Annotated in this window: 13 protein-coding genes; 7 read left to right on the top strand and 6 right to left on the bottom strand. The window is 48.5% G+C overall.

All coding sequences use genetic code 11. The features are described 5' to 3' along the window. Window positions 1–135: 135 nt before the first annotated feature. On the bottom strand, window positions 136–1,575 hold the full coding sequence (locus MJZ25_04785) for a T9SS type A sorting domain-containing protein (GenBank protein MCQ2123484.1): 1,440 nt from the start codon (window positions 1,573–1,575) through the stop codon (window positions 136–138). A gap of 151 nt (window positions 1,576–1,726) precedes the next feature. On the opposite strand from MJZ25_04785, the gene MJZ25_04780 reads away from it, so the two are divergent. The 3 genes from MJZ25_04780 (at window position 1,727) to MJZ25_04770 (ending at window position 5,743) form a co-directional block, all read left to right on the top strand. Then, window positions 1,727–2,785: a CofH family radical SAM protein gene (locus tag MJZ25_04780; protein MCQ2123483.1), complete on the top strand. Its 1,059-nt coding sequence runs from the start codon at window positions 1,727–1,729 to the stop codon at window positions 2,783–2,785. Between the two features lie 356 nt (window positions 2,786–3,141). After that, on the top strand, window positions 3,142–4,962 hold the full coding sequence (locus MJZ25_04775) for a BatD family protein (protein ID MCQ2123482.1): 1,821 nt from the start codon (window positions 3,142–3,144) through the stop codon (window positions 4,960–4,962). 10 nt (window positions 4,963–4,972) lie between these two features. Then, the gene (locus MJZ25_04770) at window positions 4,973–5,743 is read left to right on the top strand and encodes a tetratricopeptide repeat protein (protein MCQ2123481.1); all 771 of its coding nucleotides are present in this window, start codon (window positions 4,973–4,975) and stop codon (window positions 5,741–5,743) included. 68 nt (window positions 5,744–5,811) lie between these two features. Here MJZ25_04770 and sprA read toward each other — a convergent pair whose 3' ends face one another. Then, window positions 5,812–12,687, bottom strand: a complete 6,876-nt coding sequence (sprA, locus tag MJZ25_04765; GenBank protein MCQ2123480.1) for a cell surface protein SprA — start codon at window positions 12,685–12,687, stop codon at window positions 5,812–5,814. Window positions 12,688–12,925: 238 nt separating this feature from the next. Between sprA and MJZ25_04760 the strand changes: the two genes are divergently transcribed. After that, the gene (locus MJZ25_04760; GenBank protein ID MCQ2123479.1) at window positions 12,926–13,654 is read left to right on the top strand and encodes a DUF3575 domain-containing protein; all 729 of its coding nucleotides are present in this window, start codon (window positions 12,926–12,928) and stop codon (window positions 13,652–13,654) included. Window positions 13,655–13,717: 63 nt separating this feature from the next. Here the strand turns inward: MJZ25_04760 and MJZ25_04755 are convergent, their stop codons facing one another. Both MJZ25_04755 and MJZ25_04750 read right to left on the bottom strand, forming a co-directional pair. Further along, a complete protein-coding gene (locus MJZ25_04755) occupies window positions 13,718–15,340 on the bottom strand; it encodes an acyl-CoA carboxylase subunit beta (GenBank protein ID MCQ2123478.1) in 1,623 nt (540 codons plus the stop codon). Between the two features lie 192 nt (window positions 15,341–15,532). After that, complete coding sequence (locus MJZ25_04750) at window positions 15,533–17,425, bottom strand: AIPR family protein (protein MCQ2123477.1); 1,893 nt, start codon at window positions 17,423–17,425, stop codon at window positions 15,533–15,535. 257 nt (window positions 17,426–17,682) lie between these two features. Between MJZ25_04750 and MJZ25_04745 the strand changes: the two genes are divergently transcribed. The 3 genes from MJZ25_04745 to MJZ25_04735 are packed head-to-tail and all read left to right on the top strand — an operon-like array spanning window position 17,683 to window position 21,239. After that, window positions 17,683–18,435, top strand: coding sequence for a leucine-rich repeat domain-containing protein (locus MJZ25_04745; GenBank protein ID MCQ2123476.1), 753 nt, complete (start codon window positions 17,683–17,685; stop codon window positions 18,433–18,435). Next, on the top strand, window positions 18,425–19,747 hold the full coding sequence (locus MJZ25_04740; GenBank protein MCQ2123475.1) for a S41 family peptidase: 1,323 nt from the start codon (window positions 18,425–18,427) through the stop codon (window positions 19,745–19,747). The genes MJZ25_04745 and MJZ25_04740 overlap by 11 nt, the downstream gene beginning before the upstream one ends. 1 nt (window position 19,748) lies before the next feature. Beyond that, window positions 19,749–21,239 carry a S41 family peptidase gene (locus MJZ25_04735; GenBank protein ID MCQ2123474.1) on the top strand — a complete coding sequence of 497 codons (1,491 nt, stop codon included), beginning with the start codon at window positions 19,749–19,751 and terminating at the stop codon, window positions 21,237–21,239. A gap of 72 nt (window positions 21,240–21,311) precedes the next feature. Here MJZ25_04735 and MJZ25_04730 read toward each other — a convergent pair whose 3' ends face one another. Next, window positions 21,312–22,622, bottom strand: a complete 1,311-nt coding sequence (locus MJZ25_04730) for a M23 family metallopeptidase (GenBank protein MCQ2123473.1) — start codon at window positions 22,620–22,622, stop codon at window positions 21,312–21,314. A 132-nt stretch (window positions 22,623–22,754) separates the two neighbouring features. Next, window positions 22,755–23,651, bottom strand: coding sequence for an FKBP-type peptidyl-prolyl cis-trans isomerase (locus tag MJZ25_04725; GenBank protein MCQ2123472.1), 897 nt, complete (start codon window positions 23,649–23,651; stop codon window positions 22,755–22,757). Between the last annotated feature and the right edge of the window lie 88 nt (window positions 23,652–23,739).

The raw sequence follows: 23,739 nt of genomic DNA, 5'->3' as shown, positions 1-23,739 counted from the left end.
AAGGCTTTTACGGAACTACCGGCCTAGCCGGTAGTTTTCAGTTATACAAAAAAACTCCCGGCAAATTTGCCGAGAGCTTTGTTAAAAAGAGAGAATTTACGTTAAAGCGTTGCGGTCTTCGTGATCCGCCATCGATTAGAACTGGGTGAAGAATTCCCAAGTAGTCTGGGGAACCCAGGACTTAGTCTGACCCGGGTCCTTATGATCCCAGATATGGCCGCCGTTCTGAGTACACCACTTCACCGGGAAACGTTCATCCACAGTCTTGTAGTCATAGCAAAGGTGAGGACCGGAACCCTTGTATTCTTCTGCCTGCTCACCGCTAGCGTCAGAGAAGTTCGGGCCATTGTGCTTAAGAGCGGTGTTACGTGCGGCACGACCAAGGTCCGGACGACACAGGTCATCCTGCAAGCCAAGCACACCCATCCAGGCAATGGACTTGCCAGAATGCTGGGGAACCCAAATGTTGATTTCAGCAGTTTCGTAAACAGCTACACCACGAAGCACATGCTGATGGTCACGGGAAAGACCGTTGGTGAACATGGAACCATAGCTAAAGCCAGCAGAGAACACGCGGGATGAGTCGATGCAGAGATTGCCCTGAAGGTCTGCCAAAAGCTCATCAAACAAGGTGTAGTCATCCTGAGCCCAAGGAGCCTGATTACCATTACCTTCGGGAGCAACGAAGATGGTGGTCTTCTCAGTATCCAGCGGCTTCATGCCGTAGTAACCTTCCTGCTGAACACCACCAGCCCAGCCGCCCATGCAGTGCATACCGAACACAAGACGGTAAGGTTTCTGATTGTCATAGTTATCCGGAATATCAATACGGATGGTTCGCTTACCCTTACTCCACTGGAAGTCATAACTACCAGACTTTACGCGGTTCCAGGTCTTGCCGCAACCACGGGTAGGAACAGGAGCGTTGCCCTTTGCCCAACCAAAGTCAAACTGTTCTTCAGCGCCGACAGCCCTCTGCAAGGTCAATACGACGTTTGTATCCAAGTTGTTCAGCACAACATTCAAAGTATCATAGCCGTCCATGACCACCTGAAGATTTTCGCCTGCGGCATCCTTCTTCAGAGCCTTCACTTCAGCCTTGCCGAAGTTTGCACCATAGGAACCACGGGCAGAAAATTTCAAATTCTGAATGGCATTTCCCATCTTCACACGAGCAAAATAAGTTCCTTCAGCTTTCACAAAACCACGAAGATCCACAGAGCCTGATCCCTGGAAAGTTTTGTTCAAGACACGAACTCCCACGGCATCAAAAATCTGCACCTGAACAGGACCGGAATTGGACTGAGAGAACGAAAGAATTCCATCGGACACATGAACAAAACCTGGATTGACCGACACCGGGGCAAGCCCCTGAGGCATAGGAGTATCGCGAAGGGTAAACTTACCCACTCCATCGCTGGAAGTAGAAAGATTCAAACCGGGAAGACTAACAGAGGCGCCTTCAATGGCATTCCCCTTTTCATTAGTAACCTTACCGGTCAAGATAAAAGCATTTGCCGCAGATGCCGCGAAAGCAAGTGCCAAACCAACAGAAGCAAAACCCATACGCTTCATATCAAACTCCTTTTTATGGGCTCACCAGGCCCGAACTTTAAACTATATCCTCCCGAAAATTTTTTATCATATAGCAAAGCAAATGTTGTGGACAATATGTCCAAAAACTTTTACACACTTTAGGTATCTAAACTTTAATAAATCGGCTAATATGAACGAAATTCTACAAAAAGTTATTTCAAGTGTAAAAAATGGAGATTTTTATTCTACACGTTTAACCCCTACAGAGGGTCTTGAAATCTTAAGAAACGTTCCTTGGACCGAAGTGGTTGAAGCAGCCGATCAAGTGCGTCAAGCTCGCCTTCCCGGCAACAAAGTAGGCTATACAGCCTTCAGAATCATCAACTACACCAACATTTGCGAAGTCACCTGCAGTTTCTGCAGCTTCTGCAGGCCCGCCCGTAGCCCCGAAGCCTACGTGCTCTCCCTGGACGAAATCCGTCAAAAGACCATCGAAGCCAAGGCCAAAGGCGCCAATCAAATTTTCCTGCAGGGCGGCGTCAACAAGGAAATCCCTCTTTCCTACTACGTGGACGTCTTGAAAATGCTTACACAGGAAATGGGCGTTACCGTACGAGGCTTCTCCCCCGTAGAACTGGTCCGCATCGCGGAATACAACAATTTGAGCCTGGACGAACTTCTTGACATATTCAAGGACGCGGGTCTCAGCTCCGTACCCGGCGCCGGCGCAGAGATCCTCAGCGACCGCATGCGTCAGAAACTGAGCCCGCGAAAGCTTCCTGCACAGCAGTGGTGCGACGCACTGGCCGCCTGCCATAAAAAGGGCCTACCGGGAAGCGCAAACATTGTGTTCGGCAGTGACGAAACCGACGAAGAAATCATCGAACACCTGGAATACGTCCGTAAGACCCAGGATATCGCCCAAGGATTCAAAAGTTTCGTAGTTTGGACCTTCCAGCCCCAGACCGACAACTTCCCTATCCGCCATGTTCGCGGCGATGAATACCTTAAATTACTGGCTCTCAGCCGTCTTTACTTGGATAATGTCCCTCACATCGAGGTTTCTTTGCTGGGAATGGGTCTTTCTTTAGGCGAATTAGGCCTTCATGCCGGCGCCGACGACATCAACAGCATCGTCATCGAGGAAAATGTTCTGCAAAACCACGGACTTTCCACTATCGAGGAAGCCGAAACCTTTATCAAAAACGCAGGTTTCACCCCTTATCGACGTAACTTGAACTTCGATTAGCCAATCGTCAACCAAAGTTCAGCATTTTAGACAAAAAAATTAAGGCGGCCTTCATCAGGTCGCCTTCAACTTTAGCCTTTGTCGAATCGTTATTTCTTAGATCAGAGCCTTGCCGGACTTGAGCTGTTTTACGATAAGATAAGCAAGCAGACAGTACATAATCACTCCTTCTTTGTGACTTCGATTACAACGGCGCCAATATTAATAAAATTTTACTAACGTTCCAAGGGAAAAAATGTTATAGAAACGAAAATTTTTGTTTATCATTTTTACACTTTTTTGCGTTTTTACCTTACAAGCATAAAACCCAGTCATTTCACCCATCTAGCGCCGTGAAATTTGGTAATTTTGGCAGTATGAAACGAATCTTGTTCCTTTGTCTCGGCATGGCAATTTTGGCTAACGCCCGTCCGTCTCTTCAATTGAATACGGAAAGGGTTGAAGCCGGAAAGAATTTTGGTTTGCAAATGGTGTTCCCCTTGCAGGAACTGCCCGAAAACAGAAGCGACCTCCAGTTTACCGCCCAAAACGGATTTACCCTTACCAAGATCGATAGTACCGATCAGGTCATACGCCCCGGTTTCGATGACATGTTCGAATCCTTCTTTGGCGGTGGCAGCCGCGGCGCCTACAAGGCCCGTATCTATACATTTAATATAAAGGCTCCTAAGAAGACAGGTCGTATTAACGCCGGCCAGATTTTCCTGACCATTGACGGTCAAAAGCGCGCTATCAGCGGAGACATTCCCGTTGACGTACAACGTTCTTTTAACGACGACGCCCTTACTGTTACATTGAAGCCCTCCAAGACCACCATCTACGAAGGCGAACAGATTTCCGTGACGCTCGGTTTCCATACCTACGAACATTTCGAAGGCAACCTGCAGGCAACCGACATGAACACCGGTGACGATTTCATCGTTCACCGCAGCGATCTCGCCAACATGAAGTTCGAACCTGTGGAAAACGCACGCCGAGAACTTCAGGCCAGCGCAAAATTTGCTTGGCTCAGCCCCACAAAGAGCGGCACCCTCCAAATTCCGCCATTCAAGTTCAAGTACACCAAACGCGGTGAGCCCAAGGTCGTTGAAGAAAAGAAGCAGATGGGCGGAATGTCTTTCTCCAGCCGCACCGTCAAGCAAGAATCCATCGACGCAGAAACTTCCACCCAGCCGCTGAACATTACCGTAAAGCCGTTGCCTACCGAAGGCAAGCCAGCAGAATTTTCCGGCATGGTGGGCAACTATAGTTTCAAGGCAGAATTCGACCGCACAGAGCTCAAGGTCGGCGAAGCCATGACCCTTTCCATTAGCGTCAAGGGCGATGGTCTTCCCGGCTCCATTGCGGAGCCCAAGCTTCCGGACTTCAGCGACTTCAGATCCGTTCCTCCGGAAAACAACATTACAAAGAAGATTGTCGGAAACAAGGTCGTTACCACCAAGAACACCAAGGTGTTCCTCTATCCCAAAAAGAAGGGCGAATTCACCATTCCCGAAATCAAGTATTCCTGGTTCAATCCGGCAAAGAAGAAATACGAAACCGCTGTTGCAGGCCCGTGGAACATCACCGTGGAAAAAGGCGAAAATGCACCTGAAGCCATGTTCCAATCACCTGTCGCCGCTAACGCAAGCCCCGCTGCAGTACAAAAGCAGGAAATTGAATCCCTGGGCAATGACATCCGCTTCATCCACAACATGAAGGGATCCATCGAATCCCCAGCCCCTTACAAGAGCATTTGGTACTGGGTACTGTTCCTTGCCGCCATCCCGTTCTATTTCATCGTTACCTTCGCTGTAGCACGTAAGCGCAAGAACAGCAACAACGTCGCTTTGGTTCGCAAGGGCAAAGCCAACAAGCAATTGAAGGCACGCTTTGCAAACGCAAACGCAGCCCTCGCCAAGGGCGATGCCAAGGCACTCTATGCAGCGCTGGAAAACGGCTTGGTAGATTACCTCAGCGACCTCACCAACGTGGAATTCAAGGGCATGACCCGCCCGCAAATGAAGCAGGAACTGGAATCTCGTAACGTCAAGGCAGAAACCGTAGCCGCCATCGACAGCTGGTTGGAAAAGTGCGCCTTCGCCAGATTCGCTCCGGTAAATCCGTCCGCCGAAGAGCAAAAGCAGATGCTCAAGGATGTGGAAACCCTCTGCGAAAATCTTGACGATTTGAAGTAGGGATAAATTTATGAAGAATTTGATTAAAGCCTTCGCCGTTTCTGCCACCTTGCTTTTTGCCCAATCAGCATTAGCCGCAAACGCATGCCCGGGCATCGAAGCCGGAACCAAGGCATACAACGAAAAGGACTACGAACGAGCCATCGACGAATGGCGTTCCTGTGTCGACAACGGCATCCAGGATGCAGATCTTTATTACAATTTGGGCAACGCCTACTTTAGAAACGCAAAACTGGGTTTCGCCATTTTCTATTACAAATCAGCCCTTCGCCTCAATCCTAACGATAGCGACATCCAACACAATCTTGCCTACGCCCAGGCAATGACCAAGGACAAGGTTGACGAGGACGACGAGGAAAATCCCCTTCTGGCAGGTTTGTACAAGGCTCACCACGCACTTTCCCTGAAAGTCCAACTGTTCGTCATCCTCGGCATCTTCTGGCTTATCGTACTCGCCGCAGTCGGTAACCGCGTAAGCCTCAGTGAAAAACGCAAGAACGTGTTTATGGGAATCATCTTCGCACTGACGGCAGTCGCAAGCGTCATCGTCGTAAGCGCAGGCTACAAGGTATTCCTCGCAGAAACAGAAGTTACTGGCGTCGTCACCGCAGCCGACGCCGACGTCACCAGCGCCCCCGACAACAAGGCCCAAACATTGAACACCCTTTCCGAAGGAACCTCCTTTGAAGTTCTTTCCCAGCAGGGCGCATTCGTGGAAATCCGCCTCGGAGAAAAAGTCAAGGGTTTCGTTAAGCACAGCGACGTGGGCATTATTAAATAATTACGAGTTACGATTTACGAATTACGAGAAAAGCCTCCCATCGGGAGGCTTTTTCTTTAATGCTGCAGCTAATTGAACTTCAGCAACAGAGCCAATTCAAACTGCAAGATCTGACGAAGGTGAGCCGTTTCGTCATCAAGCTTTTCGTGAATCTGACGATACTCAATGTAGGAGCTCAAACTGGCCATCTTGTTGAACTGGTAACTTGCCGCAGGCCTGATGAACCATTCATGAGTGCGAGACGGAACCGTTCTGTTGGCCAAGTGGAGCTTCGGGTTGTAGATAGTCTTCTCTTCTTTTTCTCCAGTAATCGGGGAAGTATAGGACCACTGTCTAAAGACCCCGTCTGTACCAGAATCTGCGTCTTCCCTATTGAAGTTCGCCTCCGTTTCGTATTCCTTACGGATAGTTTTCTTGAAGTCGTAGCCGGCGGTAAACTTCAAGTCAATTGCATCCTTGAATTTATAGAACCACTTCCAGATCTTCACAGCCTTTTCAAGCTTCAGCGGATAAGTAACCGTGACGTCATCGCCGATGTTGATGGAGAAGTCGTTATAACGTTCCATATGCATCCACGGAGTTTCCCAGAAGTAGTCAGAGGTATCCTTCGGGTTGCCCTCAAAATCAGCCGGATCAGACGGACGCCAATCCGTTCTGCCTACAACTTCTTCCTTCGGACGACGATCCGTGTCTTCAATCTTCAGACGAACAGAATTTTCAATGCGCATGCTGTTCTGCAGCAAGAAGGTAATTCGAACCAACGGGTTGAAGTTGATCACCTGGCTCCAGGAATCTTCTGCGCTCTGGAACGGACGTACTGCCGTTGTATATGTATAATCAAATCGATGGCTCGTGGAAACACTGCGGAAGGAATTCAGGAAACCGACCTTCTGTGCGAAATTCGGGACACTGACATTGATACCAATGCGCGGCCAAACAGTCGTCGTATCAACATACATCGGATATTCACGAGACTGTGCAAAATCCTGCTTCCACTGCAAGTCACCGGTCAAACCAATATCCCAGATAGGCAGCGTAATACCAGTGTTGATCTGGAACTGACGAGACACGGTATGTCTAAAATTACCCTGATAGACAAGAGTATCCACATGGTGGTTTCGATACTGACCAAAGCCCCTATAATCATCGCGATGATCCAGGCCCATGTCGCCAGAGACGATATTCCAAAGGCCACGATTACGGTAACCATTACCAAGTCCCAAGCCGTACAAGTAGTACTGAAGCGGAGTAACACGCTGATCTTCGTACAGCTGAGCCAAGGTGAAGTTTTCACCCACAGTATTCGTACTTGCATTCCAGTTGAACTTTACTTCACGCCACTTGATCTTTTCAAAGGCCTTGGTAACGGCAGATTCCTTGCCGCCAAAGTTCTTAACGAAGTCAAGAACCTTAAAGGACGGAGAGAATTCAAATCGGCTGGTCTGAGAAATTGTCCAGTAGTTCTTATCAATATCCGTTTCATCCCTCAAGTCAAAGTCATTGGGGATAGTCTTCAACTGGTTAAAGTCAGAATTGAAGTTCATGCTAAACGGCAGGAACGGAACAATGCGAGGATTGAAACCAATCTTGAACTGCTGTGAACGAGAACGTTCGTTACGCAAAATACCATAGGAACGACCGTACTGCTTGCGGCCCACACTATCCACCTTGTAGAACACGGTCTTTTCAGAAAGGATCTGGTAAGAATCCGGGTTCTGCATATCGATGGTCATGGTATCACCATTGGGCAGCACGGTTGCAACGGTGTCATAAGGAATATCGACAGATCTACTGCTATCTACAGACACATACACCTTGCGGTCTGTATGGTCAAAGTCGAAAACATAACCGCTAGCAAACAAGCCACCATTACGTGTAGTAAAGAAGTTTTCTTTTGCAAAACCTTCTCGGTCTCCACCGCCGAACATATCACGCTTGATATTCAAGGAGTAGCTTGTAGTAAGGAACGAGAAAATGTTCCAGCGCATGTTCAGCTTATGGTTCAATTCCGTGGTGTAGGTAACAACCTTATCTACCTGGGGATCCACATAATCCGGGTCACGGCTCTGGTTCACATAGCGAACATAGCTCAAGTCAAACAACGTCAAGTCAAATGTCTGGGGCCAGGGTTCGAAATCAGTCTTTGCGATTTCCTTCAACCAAGGATACTTAGCCAAGCCTTCAAAGGGTTTGAACTTGAACATGCTGAAGGTACCCAACTTATATTCCAAAATCGTGTGGTAGGAATAAGTGGAGTCTGCGGTTGTGGTTGACTTTCCTTCTGATTCATTATAGCTATAGCTAAATGCAGGACGTTCCAAGAGTGCCTGGGAAAGGAATTCACCCAGCTTGGTTTCGTGAGCCTTGTAATCCTTGCGGAAACTAATGCCGAAATTCTTTTCGCGGACAAAGGACTGATAGCCCTTGGAGTCAGCACTGTCGCGCAGTTCTTCTTCCTCGGACTTGGAATCAACACTAAGTTCATTCTGGAACATGTCCGTAGTCAAATCAATGAAGTTACTCTTTTTCAGATGAAGGTCATCTGTGGGCTTCATGTACGGGCGCTTCGTCGAAGTATGGTAACCCATGGACAACGGGATATGGAATCCAGCGCTATCATCCAGGAACTTATTCAAATTCATCGTAAAGTCTGCAGCCACATCCAACTGAGATGCAGCCTCAGAAATCTTCGGCTTGGGAGAACCATTAGAAGTAGACAAAGTGGCAAAGTTACCATCCTGATAGCGGACTGCGCCAGACAGAGAAATGAAGTCTGCGAAATTAACCTGGCCATTGACACGAGCTGCATAGCCCCAGTCCGTATCCATATCGGACAGACGCATATCATTCAGCCAGAAGGTACCGCGGAGGTCGCTTTCCGAGGCGCCAGAGTCGGCAATAATCACAAAGCGAATCCAGTCGATGCTGGTAATGGACGGATTACCAACCAAGCGAATCTTTTCTTCGCGGTCGGCTTCACCCTTCTTCGGCTTGATGGCCTTTTCAACGGCAGTCACGAAAGGCGGAGAACGGCGTTTCTTCAGATCAGAGAATTCCAGCAAGTTCATTGCAAACGCGTTGTCCAGCCAGTTTTGTTCATGGCAATCCTGTTCGCGTTCACCGTTCTTGCAGCTAAACTTTACCGGACGGAAACTCCATTCGTAGTAATCAGAGGAACCTTCCAGAGAGCCTTCACCGAACTGGAATGCAAAGCGGATCGGAGCCTTATCCGTAGAAGAAGAGTCCTTGAAATGAATTTCCATCTTCAAGGATTTGTAGCTAGAGAAATCCTTCTTTTCTGTTTCGAAAATACGAGTGACACCAACTTCCTGGCCCGGGCTCATGTTATGGTAATCAAGGACAAGGGCTGTTTCCTTCAACGGAGCATTCGTTTCAGAATCGCGTTCTGTAGTGGTGTTCGGAGACTTGTGGTACTTCTTGGAATCTTCACGGTTGTTGATGGTAGAAACCGTTACGTAGGTAGTATCCTTTGTGCTAATGGATTCAGAAACTTGCTGTTCAACGCCATTCACTTCAACGATCTGGGAATTTTCATTGGAGCTGGTTCGATAAAGGTCAGCCACGGTAGTTTCTTCCCAGGAATTTCCAACCACAGCCAAGTTCACCACCTGGACCTTAGCTTCGGCAACACCCGGATTCAAGCTACCCACCCAAAGTCTTGTATACTGGGATTCAGAAAGAATCGTCAGGTAGTCGCTACCCGTAGAGGAGACAATCGTATCGTATTGGTTCAGCGGAATACGCCACTTGCGCCAGCCATTATACAATTCTTCAAAATGGGCTCTCACCGTATCGGAAAGATCGATGCGATAACGGACATAGCTAATGTCTGTATCCAGGGAGCCGTTCTTATTGATGTCTTCCGTATCGTAAGCGCGTTCACCGGAGTTGTTTTCCGTTCCGTTAATGTATACCGGAGGATCGCTTTCTTCATCAAGATCATCGTTGTAATTATCACGAGCAATGTCTGTGGAAGAAGCATCAGAATTCAAGGAATTAACTTCCTTGCCAACGCAGCCGGAAACACGGCAATCCCAAACAATACGGGTTTCATCAGAACCAGTCAACCCATCCAAGCCCTTGTCATGCAGAGCGGTTGTTGTACCAAGATCATTTTCACCTTGGTAACGGCCATCAGGAGCATAGCCGTTGATGGAAAGGTCTTCACTGATCAAGCCCAAATCAAGATAAAGAGAACCGACATTACCACGAGCAACCACTTCAATATACTTCATGTTGCTCATGTCCTGATAGTAGGAACTATTCGGGCGCATCACACCGCCCCAGGACTTTCCTGACAAATTGTCATTGGCACGCAAAGTCATCTTCAACACCGTCAGGTGCTGGTTATCAACATCGGAATTTCCTACAGCAGGATAGATGTTCTTGTACAGTTCCGTAATGTTGCTGTGCCAAATAAATTCGCCCTGATGACGGTAGTCCAAGTTTTCAATGTATGTAGAAGCCTCATTTTCAGAGCCACCCGGCGGAGAAGCCTGGTACCAAGAAAGACGAGACAACGGATAAGTCAAGCCGGAACTGGTAGCTTCAAAGTCTTCCACCAAGGCGGAAGTATTGTCACTGGTATTTGCATTGTGGCGGCTTGCAGCAAATTCAGCTTCGAATCGCCAACTAGATGCGGCAGTAGTGTTGATACCAGGAATCTTATTTACCAGATCTGTCAATGCGGGAACGGAATCCTGCAAACGGAGGTTCATACCCAGCAATGCGCTAGAATACGGTTCGCTACCCAACACAGGAGTCTTTGCAGTAGTGCTCTGGCTCTTGTACAAAGCGGTCAAGCCGAACATAGAGCCCGTACCGAAGCCGTAAAGATCTAAGGGAAGTTCTGCACGGGCACCGAGCAGCAACTTGTTGTCTATTTCGAACATGGGTTCACATTCGAAGGAAACCTTGATTTCCTTGTTGGGATCCAGGGCGCGTTCGCTCAGCAATTCGATCTGGCCAAGTTCGTAGTTGACTTCATAGTCCGTTCCACGAATAAGGGTTGCAGAACCTGCAGTCACCTTTTCAGTGCCCGGGGAAATATCCATACAGGAATTACCATTCACAGAATAGCTGGAGCTAGGATCTCGGACACTCAATGTAGAGTTACGACGCTTGCCCACAGATTCAAAATAGAATCGACTAGTGTAACGGTTCAAGTTGTACACCGGCAAGTTGTAAAGCTGAGCCATGGCATCTGTGGAGTCCAGCAATCGCAACGGTTCCAAGCAGTTCTGAAGAGCCTTTTCCATTGCATTAGCGCCAGAGTATTCAGACAACGGCTTACAAGGCAACCACATTTCGCCTGTATAGGAACCAGAAGCATTCTTGGTAAAGATGGTTGCATCGTTCACCAAAGGACTTCCTGTAGATTCGTCCACCAGGCCAAGAGTCTTCATGAATGATCCGGCAATGCCAGATTTGTCCTTCATTCTCAAAACAAAGTTGGCAGAACTTGCATCAGAAATACCGATGTTATAAACATTACGGAGCATCAACTTGTCAATGTCCGTCAGTTCAGAAAGCGCAGCATCCCATTGGATAAGGACCAACTTTGCACGATCTCGAACAGTGGTTCCCACACGGCCGGTACCATCATTACTCCAGCTTGCTGCAATCAAGGTATTTCTATTTACACCGTTGATCTTGACAATACCAGTTTTCGAATCATAGGTAAAATCAGAACTGGGAATTTCAGCCAGTCGTTCAACCTTCTTCTCGATAGTCTTTCCATCGATTGTCTTATAAACAACCGTCACGTCATCAATGATGCCGGTTACAGCATTGGTGGCACCACGTCTATAAAGCTTAAGGTTCGTGGCCGGATAGTTAGCAGTCTTCTGTCCAGCAATGGCAGCCTTAACATAGGACTTTCTTGCATCGTGGTTCAAGAAGTAATAACGGTAAGAAATGAACTGCTTATCCAGCACCTGGAATTCCGAGGTGGATTCATTGGCCTTCAAGGTGTATTCTTCCTGAGAGCCTCCATCCTGGGATGCAATCGTAGTCAAGCGCCAGTCACCAAGCTTCCAGTCGGCCTTGATACCAAACAAGCCCTGATGGTTTTCAGAATAACCTGTAAGTTCCGTACCAGTCAAAGAAAGATTAGTGGTACCAGCTTCCACACGCTGGAGAATGTAGTCTTCGAATTCATCCTTGTAGGATTCTTCGTAAACAACGCGGACCTGATCCTTCGCACCAAGGCCTTCTTCCACATTCTGGATTTCTACGGTGATGTAAGGGCCAATCTTACCCTTCACCATAAAGTTCGGGGTGTAGTTCAATGTGGGGCTGGGCCAAAGACTGGTCTTGGTACTACCTTCAGCATCGTCGTATTCACCGTAGCCCTTCAAACGAATATCCATGGTACCCTGAAGCATCAACTTCGGCTTATCCAAGCCAAAATCTCTCATCCAGGCAGGCATGGTCACAGGGATGGTGATGTCAAAAACAGAACCGGTTTCCGGAGTTTCATAACCGTCGTTGGCCTGGCCGACTAGGCCGTTCAACCACAAGCTCTTACGACCGATATCATACATATCAGCAACGTAATCGGTCAATTCCGGATAATGGGCAGACCACAAAGTAGTGGTATCACGGGAAACGGAGTTCACGCGTTTTTCACTGACATCCATTTCACGGGTAGCCACGTCGATATCATGGCTAAACACCTGACCCTTACTGGTATTCATCAGACGGGGAGAGGAGCCGATGCCTCCAAAGGGCAGCAAGCCATTCAACGGATTAACGGAAGGCGGCAGGGAAATATACTGCAGCGTGGGCTGCCATTCAGTTTCGGCAGGATCCTGAGCCTCAGCAGATTCGGGACTTTCGTCGCTGTTTTCTGCGCTGGCGGAAACGACAGAAGCGGAGTCGCTCTGAGACCAGGCGAACCCTGCAGCTACGGCAACGCCCATAGCAAGCCACCAATGTTTCAAACCAGCAAAAGCCACGTTTTTTTAGTCCTAAAAACCCTTTTGTCGCTTGGCGACACATACCCTAAAAAATACTGAATTTCATTTTCAAAAACTCGGCAAAATAGGGCGAAACACCAAGAATTTGCGGGAAATTAGCAAAAAATCATAAGGATATGATAGAAAAGCTTCTTTTTTCCACCCTTTTTTCGTAAATTACGGAACGACCGGGAGAAAACTTATGAAAAACTTACTTTTCTTTATTTTGACTGCCGCAGTCTTTGCCACAGCCCAGGCCGCCGAGAGTCCGGCAACAAACAATCGGGAGCCATCCGAGCTAGACAAACATAGCGGACTTTATTTAGATGCAGGAATAGGAATAAAACTTGTTTCCAATTCCTATAACGACAAAGAATTCATGTCCATCCTTTCGGATTACGATGAAGAAACCCTGGAAGGCACGGGCCCTGAAATCAGTTTAAAAGCAGGATGGTTATTCCAAAACCTCGTAGCCGTTTATGGAACCTTCGGCATGAACCGCATAAACGCAGACTACACATTCAAAAGACACAAAGCTTTTGGCAGCGATCAAGAATACAACACCCAAACAAAGATACGTCAATTTTTCTTAGGTGCAGGCGCCCACTTTTACCCATTCCGTAACCCAAAATCTGTCATGAAAGGATCTTACGCAGGAGCATCACTCAACTACATCAATTCCAACGAAAACAATACGGATCCAGAAATCGATTACTGCATAAATAGTCAAGGAATCGGCATAAAGTTTGAAATAGGAAAAGGTTGGCACATAAGCGAGCACTGGCTGCTGGGCGTCGGCTACACAATCACAGCAGAACATACATTCAAGAGAAGTTACAAAACTGCAGACTCCGAAGAAACCGTCCAAGGATTCAATTTCGAACGAGGCAACACCAACCATGGACTCGAATTCAAAATAATCCGCAAGTAACTCGCAAAAAAGGCACTTGGTCTTTTACCAAGTGCTTTTTTTTAGGAGAGCGCCGACGAACGACTAAAGCGGAATATTAGCGTGCTTCTTCCAAAGACGCTTCTGATCCTTAGTCTTCAGAGCGTCAAAGGCAGTCACAAGGCGCTTACGTACGTCTTCCGGCTTGATGACTTCGTCAACCACGCCCATGGCAGCGGCAACGTAGGGGTTCATCAATTCGTCTTCGTACTTGGCGATGCAAGCGGCGCGTGCAGCAACCGGATCCGGTGCAGCAGAGATTTCCTTCTTGTTGATGATTTCAACAGCACCTTCTGCACCCATCACAGCCACCTGAGCGATAGGCAGAGCGAAGACGTAGTCTGCGCCCACATCCTTAGAGTTCATGGCGATGTAAGCACCACCGAAGGCCTTACGGAGAATGAGGGTAACCTTAGGCACAGTTGCTTCGGCGAAGGCGTACAGGAGCTTTGCACCGTGGCGGATAATGCCAGAGTATTCCTGCTTGCTACCCGGCATGTAACCCGGAACGTCAACGAGGGCGAGGAGAGGAATGTTGAAAGCGTCGCAGAAGCGAACGAAGCGGCCAGCCTTGGAGGAGCCATCAACGTCCAGAGAACCTGCGAGAACCTTGGGCTGGTTAGCGACGATACCGATAACTTCACCGTTCAGGCGAGCGAAACCGATCACCACGTTCTTGCCCCAATCCGGCTGAACTTCAAAGAAGCTGTCAGCGTCGGCAAAGGCTGCAATCACAGACTTCACTTCGTAAGCCTGCTTGTAGTTATCCGGAACGATGTCCTGGATAGTTGCGCTCTTGTCTTCAGCTTCGGAGCAGGTTGCTTCCTGCTTGTTGAGGAACTTCTTGAAAAGCTTCTTGATGCCGTTTTCGTCAGCCTTTTCTTCCATCTGCTGGTCAGCGGAAACAGGCTTGCACTTGTTGCCCTGGGGCAGGTAGCTGAGGAGCTTACGGACACCTTCCAAAGTCTGCTTGTCATCGTCAAACATGAAGTGAGCAACACCGGACTTTGCAGTATGCACCGGAGCGCCGCCCAGTTCGGCAGCGGTGATGTTTTCACCCATGACCTGCTTAACAACAGCGGGACCGGTAAGGAACATCTGGGAGGTAGACTTGGTCATGAAAATGAAGTCAGACAAAGCCGGAGAGTAGCAGGCGCCACCAGCGCAGGGGCCCATGATCACAGCGATCTGGGGGATTACGCCAGAAGCCCAAACGTTACGGGCCATGATGGCGCTATAGCCAGCAAGGGAGAACACGCCTTCGTCGATACGAGCTCCACCGGAGTCGTTCATGGCGACGAACGGGCAACCGGCTTCAACAGCCATGTCCATCACGCGGCAAATCTTTTCAGCATGGCACTGACCCAAGGAACCACCACCAACGGTGAAATCCTGGGAAGATGCGAAGACCAAGCGGCCGTTCACCTTACCATAACCGGTCACAACGCCGTCACCCAGGACGACCTTGCTTTCCTTGAGAACGCGGTTGCTGGACTTGCGGAGAGCACCGACTTCGACGAAAGTGCCTGCATCGAACAACATTTCCATGCGTTCACGTGCGGTATACTTACCGGACTGGTGCTGCTTATTGACGCGATCAACGCCACCGGCAGCCTGAGCTTCGCTCAGGTACTTTTCCAGGCGAGCCATATGTTTTTCGTTCCACATACTGTAAGAACTCCTTCTTTGTAATAATTTCGTAGCCAAAGATAAAAAACGGCTGAAAAGCGGTCAACAAATATTGTAAACTTCCCCATATATAAGTAAGATGTGACAATATTTTAAAGAGAATCCCACCCAAAAGCATAAAAAAAGCCCCCGACTCTTCGTCGAGGACTTTTAAAACCGGGATTTTGAAGCTTAGATAAATGCTTCAATGCCTTCGCGGCACTTTTCCCACTGCTTGTTCTTCTTGCACAGAAGGTCAAGCATCTTTTCGTAGGTAGCAGTGTTGGCGAAGCCCTTCCACAAGCGACGTTCCACAGATTCACCGCTATCCTTGTCGATGGTGGTGATGGTGTCGTAGTAGTTGGAGTTATCCTTGAATTCGCTGATGAGGATACCCTTCAGGTCTTCGGTGTAGATCTTGGAAGCGTACTTCAAGATGGATTCGTTGAAGTTCAGTTCGTTTTCAACCAACCATTCGAAGTCCTGGATCGGATCTCCGTAGATGAGCCAGTGCTTGAGGGCGAGAGCCACAACCAGGTCCTTGACGGCGCTGCGGAAGATGAACTTGTCTTCGAGACGGCCGTTCCAGGTGATGCGGGTCAGCGGATTATCGTCGTTAGCTTCGATGGAGACGCCCTTACCCGGGGTAACCTTACGGATCTTGATGGGGAGACGGCTCAGGAGCTGCCAAGCCTTGGTGAAGGCGATGGTCTTACGGACGAAAGACTGTTCCTTTTCCGGGGCAACGCGAACGAATGCACCGAAGCAGCGCTGGTACAGAGTTTCCTTATCGAAAATGCAATCAGAAGAACGGCATTCAGAGAGCTTACCATCCATCATGAAGAGGGTCTTGGCAAGTTCCGGACGCATACGGACTTCAAGCTTACGGGTACGTGCCTTCAGGCGGACACCGTCCTTATAAACGTAGGTAAAGCCTTCTTCCTGGTAACGCTGCCAGATGAAGAACTGCAGGTCGTCAGCAGCACGCAGATGGTAGCTGAACACCGGGTTCTGGCGGTTGTTAGCCATGGTCACCTGGTTCAGGAAGTTGTCGGCACCAGGATAGGGAACCACAACCTTCACGAGAACCTTCGGGTTCACCGGCTTCTTGCTCTTCTTGGCATACTGTTCGTAAGTGAAGAGGGACTGAGCACCGTTAATAATCTTCGGACGTTCAATGAAGAGAACCTTCTTGCCGTCGCGATCCTTCAAGCGGAGGTCATCGCCGGTAAGAGTCATACCGTTGTGGAGGAACGGGAAGTCTTCCACGTTCACGTTCTGGTCGTCGTTGCGTTCCATGGTCTGGAAGGCGTCGATGAGGGCAGCGTTGGTATGAGTGAGGTTGCCGAGGTAAGTACGGATGTTGCTGGAGACGATAGCCATGTTGTGCTTGGTCTTCAGACGCTTACCCAGGTTAACGTGGTAGTCAAAAATGGTGCGAATCGGGCAGAAACCGAGGAAAAGTTCGCCGTGGTCGCTGGTCATGTGGAGCGGTTCAGACTCCATTACAATTTCAAGTTTGTCGTCTGCGGAACGGAAATCGCGGGTCAAATCGTCGTGTTCGGCAACAATTTCGAGCTTTGCCTTGACTTCGGTCTTCCAGAGGCCGAGCTTACGACGCATGTCCTTAAGGGTGCGTTCCAGTTCAGAGTCGGTCAAATCACGGCTTGCGCGGGTGCGGAGCACGGTGATTTCGAGAGTTTCCATGTAGGGACGGCTTGCCGGGGTATCTTCTTCTTCCTCTTCGGCATCGTCGGAAATCTTGTTAACTGCCCACGGGTCGGCTTCTTCACGGAGGGACATGAAGAACGGGTTGGTGGGGTCGCTAGTGCGGAAAACAGCAATCTGGAGCTGCTTCAAGTCGGAATTCAGGTGCTGGACAACCTTTTCCAGCGGGGTATCTTCGTCCAGGAAGATGAAGAATTCCATAAAGCCCTGGGAGTATTGGAAACCGTGGAAGCAACCATTTTCATCGAGGTTTAGGTGTCTGAGCGCCTTAATTCGATCAGTAGGATCATTAGGATTGAGACTCAAAAGACTAGCGACAAAAGCTAGACGGCGTTCCTGCGATTTCGTTAATTCCATTTTTTCCTCAATTGATAAAAGCAAAAGCTAGGATCCTGTTTAGGGCCCTATCTAATACATTTATATATTATTGCTATAAAAATAGTTTCAAAACCCCCTTTTTGAATACAAAATAAGAAACTTTTTTAATTTTTTTGCGAAAAATCACGTTTTTTAGTGCCCAAAAGGGCAAAAATCAAACATTTTGCATTTTTTGGGTCGCTCTTTACTCTTTCCGCGTTAAAAATGCTATGATTTAGTTCATAGGAGTTTTTGATATGAATTTGCTAGATGTCATTGCCAAGGCCAAGGCCGAAAAAGCCACCTCGTTAGATTTGTCCCAGAAGAACCTCCGACTCCTCCCGCCGGAGCTTTTCGAGCTGGACTCTCTCGAAGAACTGATCCTGGACCGCAACCTCCTGGTGGAGCTGCCGGACGATATCGGTAACCTCAAGAACCTGAAGAAACTTTCCGTCAGCGAAAACGACCTGATGGACCTGCCGGAAACCATCGGCGAGCTCACCAAGTTGGAACACCTGTACCTGGGCTACAACAGCCTGTCCGAACTTCCGGACTCCGTAGGCAACCTGAAGAACCTCCAGCAGGTAAACATCGCCAAGAACCAGCTTTTGGACTTGACCAACGAAGTGGGCAAGTGGGTGAACGTCACCAAGCTGTCCCTGCACGACAACATGCTGTCCGAAATTCCGGCTACTTTGGGCAAACTCAAGAAACTCAAGAAACTCTACCTGGACAACAACGACCTCACCAGCATTCCGTCCGCTCTTGGCCATCTGGAAAACTTGGAAATTCTCATGGTCTCCGGCAACAGCCTGGGAGCTATCCCGTCTGAATTTGGCGAACTTAAGAACCTGAAGGAACTGGTGCTGGACGCAAACCAGCTGGCAACCCTTCCGGAAAGCCTGGCAGAATGCGACAAGTTGGAAACCATTTCCGTCATTGAAAACCCCATGGAAGGCGGAATCCCCCGCGTGCTGCTGGACAAGAAGGGCCTCAAGATTGACCAGTAAGTTTTCCAAAAAACTTGCAGCTTTGGCGACGATTATTTTCGTCGCCTTTTTGCACTTTGGATGTAGCGACTTTTTTCACCCCGTCGAAAGCACCCCGACCCCAACGGAATACCAGTACAACTACTGGCTTCTGCAAAAAACATACTTGTTCGAAGACGAACTGCCAGGGCTTGACCCCGACGGCGATTCTGTACAAACTCTCTACAAGCAGTTGCAAGACCCCTACACTAGGTACTACCCGCCTAGCAAAAGCGAAAGCGTAAACATCAGCATAAATACGAGCTTTGTGCCTGGCGATGTCGGCATGGAGTACTACACAAATTCAACAGCCAAGCATCCACTGTTCATCACTCGCGTCTACAAGGAAAGTCCCGCAGGCAGAGCAGGCATCCCCCGCTACGGCAACATCCTCAAGATAAACGATACCGAGTTGCTAAAGTCCCCGAACGACGCCTCGGGACAGGCAGTCCGTAACACATACGACTATATTCTTAGCGTTAACAAGGACGTTTCCCTAACAATCGCCTACAAATCAGACACCACAGTATTCAACCTTACAAAGGAAGACATCTACGCCCCCACAGTCTTTATCGACACCGTAGACGATGTCACCATAATCTCCATTGTAGGATTTAAGCCCACCACCGTCGATAAAGAGAACGGTACATACGGGGAACTGAAAGCTTATCTCGATTCAACAAAGAACGAGACAAAGGCTAGAGTTCTCAATCTTCAGAGCAATCTTGGTGGACATGTCAATCAGTGCATCGCCATGGCAGACTTGTTTGTATCCGATGGACCCCTGTCTACTAGAACTTGGCGCACCTTCAACGGCAACGGCGAACAGGAACGACGTACAAAGACCGTATCTGCAGTTTCCGGTGATGCCGGTGAAAACAAGCCTTTCATTTTAATCCAGGATCGATACAGCGCAAGCTGTGCTGAAATTTTCGCCGCTGCAGTCTCTGAAGGAGCCGGCATTCCTGTTACAGGAGAAAAATCCTACGGCAAAGGAATCGGACAGACCACCTGGCAAACCATTGACAAGGGTGTCGCCATCATCACAAACCTTGAATTCCTGACACCGAAAGGTAACTCCTACCACAAAAAAGGAATCGTTCCCGACTACCCCTGCGAAGAACAATCTATTCAGTGTGCCGTGGACTTGGCAAAAAAATTATACGGTGATGCAGCCGTCTTGAAGAAAAAGACATCTAAGAATATTGAAATCGCCCCCGCTTGGCGAAATCAGGACTTTATTGGCGGTGCCTACATCGAAGGAAATTTGTATATAGGGAAAAAAGGAGAATAAAATGATTGCCAGAAAAATCATCAGCCTTGGAAGCGTTATCGCTACCGCAGCTCTTTATGGATGCTTTGAATCCGGAACCGAACCGATTTCCTCACCTGATAGAATCGACCCCCAATATTCATCCTCTTCCCGTAACCTCCATTCGTCATCATCACGACACAGTCCAGAAGATTTCCTTTTTGACGACGAATTGGAATTCAACTACGAAATTCTCGACTACTACTACCTGTACTCCAACACAAAAAAAGAACTTGGGGATTTCGACAAATACTACAATGCTAGCGCATTGAACTACAACAGTAAAAGCTACTGCCTACCCGACGGCGGTTTTGAAAGAGTCTGTTACATGTACGGTGACATGTCCGACAGATTCACCCGCTATTTCGACCCAAGCTATGCTGAATACATCCGCAACATGCTCACCGAAACCGAAGAACAAGTCGGCATCGGCGCAATCGTAGAACAGGTTGAGACCAGCGACAGTACCACCGCACTGGTCGTCTCCTCCGTTTATGAGAACGGTCCCAGCTACAAGGCAGGTCTTTCTATTGGCGATACCATTGTAAGCATCGACGGAACAGTTCCCAAGGACGTTGATGCGTTCAACAAACTGACCGCCGGCGAAAAGAACGATCAGCTTGCCGTGAAGATCAATAGAGACGGCGACGCAATCACATTGAGAATCATCATTGACGCATTCAACAGTCCCACAGTGATTCTTTCCTACAAGGATTCCATTCCGGTCATTCAAATCACCGAGTTCACAGAAATTACAATCAACGAGGACGGAACCTATGGGGAATTTGTCAAGGCATTGAAAACCATCAAGGATGATTCCAAGGTTGCAATCATCGACCTTCGCGGCAATCCCGGTGGCGATGTTGATCATTGCAATAGAATGTCTGCCGAATTGTTGAGCAAGGGCGACACCATCATCATTGACATCGAAACCAACGTTGACTCCTCCGGCAGTGGCGCAAGCAAGCGCTACTTCCAGAAGCTCGACACCATTCCTGTCATTGCAAAGGAAGACGGTATTGGCAAAGACCTTTACTACGTGTTCCTGGCAGATACCGGTTCCGCAAGCTGTGCAGAAGTAATGTTGTCCGCAATTACCGTAAACAAGAAGTCTCCCTTCGTAGGCCAGGTTTCCTATGGTAAAGGTATCGGTCAATACGTTATCGAGACTTACGCAGCCGGACTTGCTCTTGTGACGGGTCTGCAGTCTACAGACAAGAATGGCGACATTTACCACAAGGTCGGTATCGTTCCCGACTACAAAATTGACGATCCCGAAGAACAAATGGAAAAGGCTCTAGAAATTGCCAAGAACGCTCTTAAGGGAGAAAAGGAAGTCCGTACAGAAGGTTACGGCACCACTTCCACTGGACATTTCGACAAGGCCAAGGCAATGGAAGCTCAGAAGTTCCCGAGCAACAAGAAGGAATTGCTGAAACAGCTGAACGGAGCCTACAAAATCAAGAAGTTCTAATAAATTCCAATTGAAAAAAAACGCTCGGATTCACCGGGCGTTTTTTCTTTTTATACAAAGTAATTTAACGCGTTAATTAAGATTACGCATGCGCACCAAAACATCGGTGGAATCGTTCGCCTTTACTGCAGGCGCGGCCAAAGTGGCCTCAATCTGCTGGCGAATTTCTGCGACTTCCTTCTGAAGGCGGGCAAGACGTTCACCAGTAAGTTTCGGTGCAGCAATCATAGTCTTGCTGGCAGGATTGATCCAGGCGCCCTTTTCGTTCTTGAAGCCTAAGTGAAGATGGGGGCCTGTACTACGGCCGGTAGAACCTACCCTTCCAATAACCTGACGAGCGGCCACACGGGCACCGACAGCCACACCACGGGCGGACATGTGCATGTACCAGCTTTCGGAATTGTCCCGATGACGGATGGCAACCTTGTTACCGCTGAATTCATCATATCCGGAAACAGTCACCACACCTTCAGCAACCGCATAAATCGGGGTGCCGGAAGGGCTACCATAGTCAATGCCATGGTGCGTCTTGCGTTGGCCAGTAATCGGATGAATTCTTGTTCCAAAGGGACTCGTAATATGCAAACGGTCCAGAGGATAACGGAGACCATCAAAAATCAAGGCGTCACCAGATTCGGTATAGTGAGCGTTGAAGGTACTCTTGGGATCCGGATCCTCATACTTGAACGCTTCGTGATGACCAACTACACGACCATCAAATTCTGCATAAACGACCTTGCCATTGATCCAAATTGAATCCTGATAAAATTCTTCTTCCAGAAGGATGCGGAACTTATCGCCGGGACGAGCCATGGGGAAAGCCACCTTGCACTGCAGAACTCCACTGACAATGCCAACCATGCGACCGGGGATGCCTACACGGAACAAAGTTCCGTTCAAGGTACTTCCTTCTGTAAGGGCGCCTTCGAAAATAGATTGACGACGGGTTACCGGCTTTTCAATTCGACTGTAGACGTAACCCGTATCCGTCTTGCTCATCATGTGGATTGTAGCCGGGTTGGGAGCATAGCGGAATCGCTGAACGCTTCCAGTGCTGTCCAAGGCAGCAAAAAAGACCTGTCCCACGCGAAGCTTGGAAAGTTCCACACTATCCTGCATACCCAGCACTAACTTGCCGCGTTCCTTTTCATTGATATGCATGCGCAAAAGCACCTGGAACAAGCCATCACCAGCACGAACGGTATCGTTTTCAATGGTCCAGTTTTCAGGAAGCTGCTGAGCTTTTTCTACTTCAGCGGAAAGAGAATCAATCTTTGCACGAAGTTTATCCCCTTCATTTTTCAGGGACTGGATTTTTTCTTCTTCGTTACAACCAAGCAGGCAAACTGCGGCAACAATAGACAAACAAACCAAACGGATCACAGAAATCCTCAACAAACAAAGGGCATTCGCCCAACCAACAATTTTTATTTACAATGCAAAATAATAAAAACAAAAAAGATTCCCTGGGGTAAACCAGGAAATCTTTTTAAATAAGCGTATTTCTGTTGGAAATTACTGAGCAGCTTCAGCAGGAGCAGCGGCGGCCGGGGCGCTAGCAGCAGCGGCAGGCTTAGCTTCTGCCTTCGGAGTAGCCTTCTTCACAGCCTTCTTTTCTGCCTTCGGAGCTTCAACCTTTGCCGGTTCAGCCTTTGCAGGTTCAGCAGCCGGAGCTTCCATAGCGTGGGTGTCGATCAATTCCATTTCGAACACGAGAGTGCTGTTGCCCGGAATCTGCGGACGGCCATTCGGACCGTAAGCGAGATCGCTAGGAATCCATGCGGTAACCTTTTCGCCAACCTTCATGAGCTTGAGCATTTCGGTCCAACCCGGAATCACAGCGGAAATCGGGAATTCCAGAGGTTCGCCACGATCGATAGAGCTGTCGAACTTGGTGCCGTCAAGAAGAGTACCGGTGTAATGAACCTTAACAATGTGGCCATCTTCCGGAGTTGCGCCAGTACCTTCGGTGATTACTTTGTACTGAAGGCCAGAAGCGGTGGTAACAACGCCTTCTGCAGTCTTGTTCTGAGCGAGGAATGCTTCGCCAGCAGCCTTGTTGTTAGCAGCTGCGATGCTATCCTTAGCCATCTTTTCAGCCTGACGCTTCTGAGAGAGGTCGGTCAAGGTCTGGAAAATGGTAGAGTCGTTCATCAGGAACTTTGCGGAATCTTCGTTGTAACGTTCCTTGAATGCCTGAATGAACACATCGATATCGAGGTCGATGGAATCACGGGTCACCAGCTGGTAATGAGCCTGGTTGCCAAAGTGAGCACCGAGAGCATAGCTATACTTATCTTTTTCAGTAACGAGAGAGGTCTTTGCCTTGGGAGCAGAAGACTGGCAAAGCTGATCGCAACCAGTCATAGCGAAAGCAAGAGCACCTGCAGCAATAATCAATTTTTTGTTCATATCATTCCTCATATTTGTAAGACGCTTTGAAAAATAACAAAAACTCACCCTAAAAGAGTATTGGTAAATCTTTTTTAATGAAAAGATT

This window comes from Fibrobacter sp. (assembly GCA_024399065.1).
GTDB lineage: Bacteria > Fibrobacterota > Fibrobacteria > Fibrobacterales > Fibrobacteraceae > Fibrobacter.
Note: the sequence above shows the minus strand (reverse complement) of the source record. Positions and strands in the feature narration are given on the sequence as shown.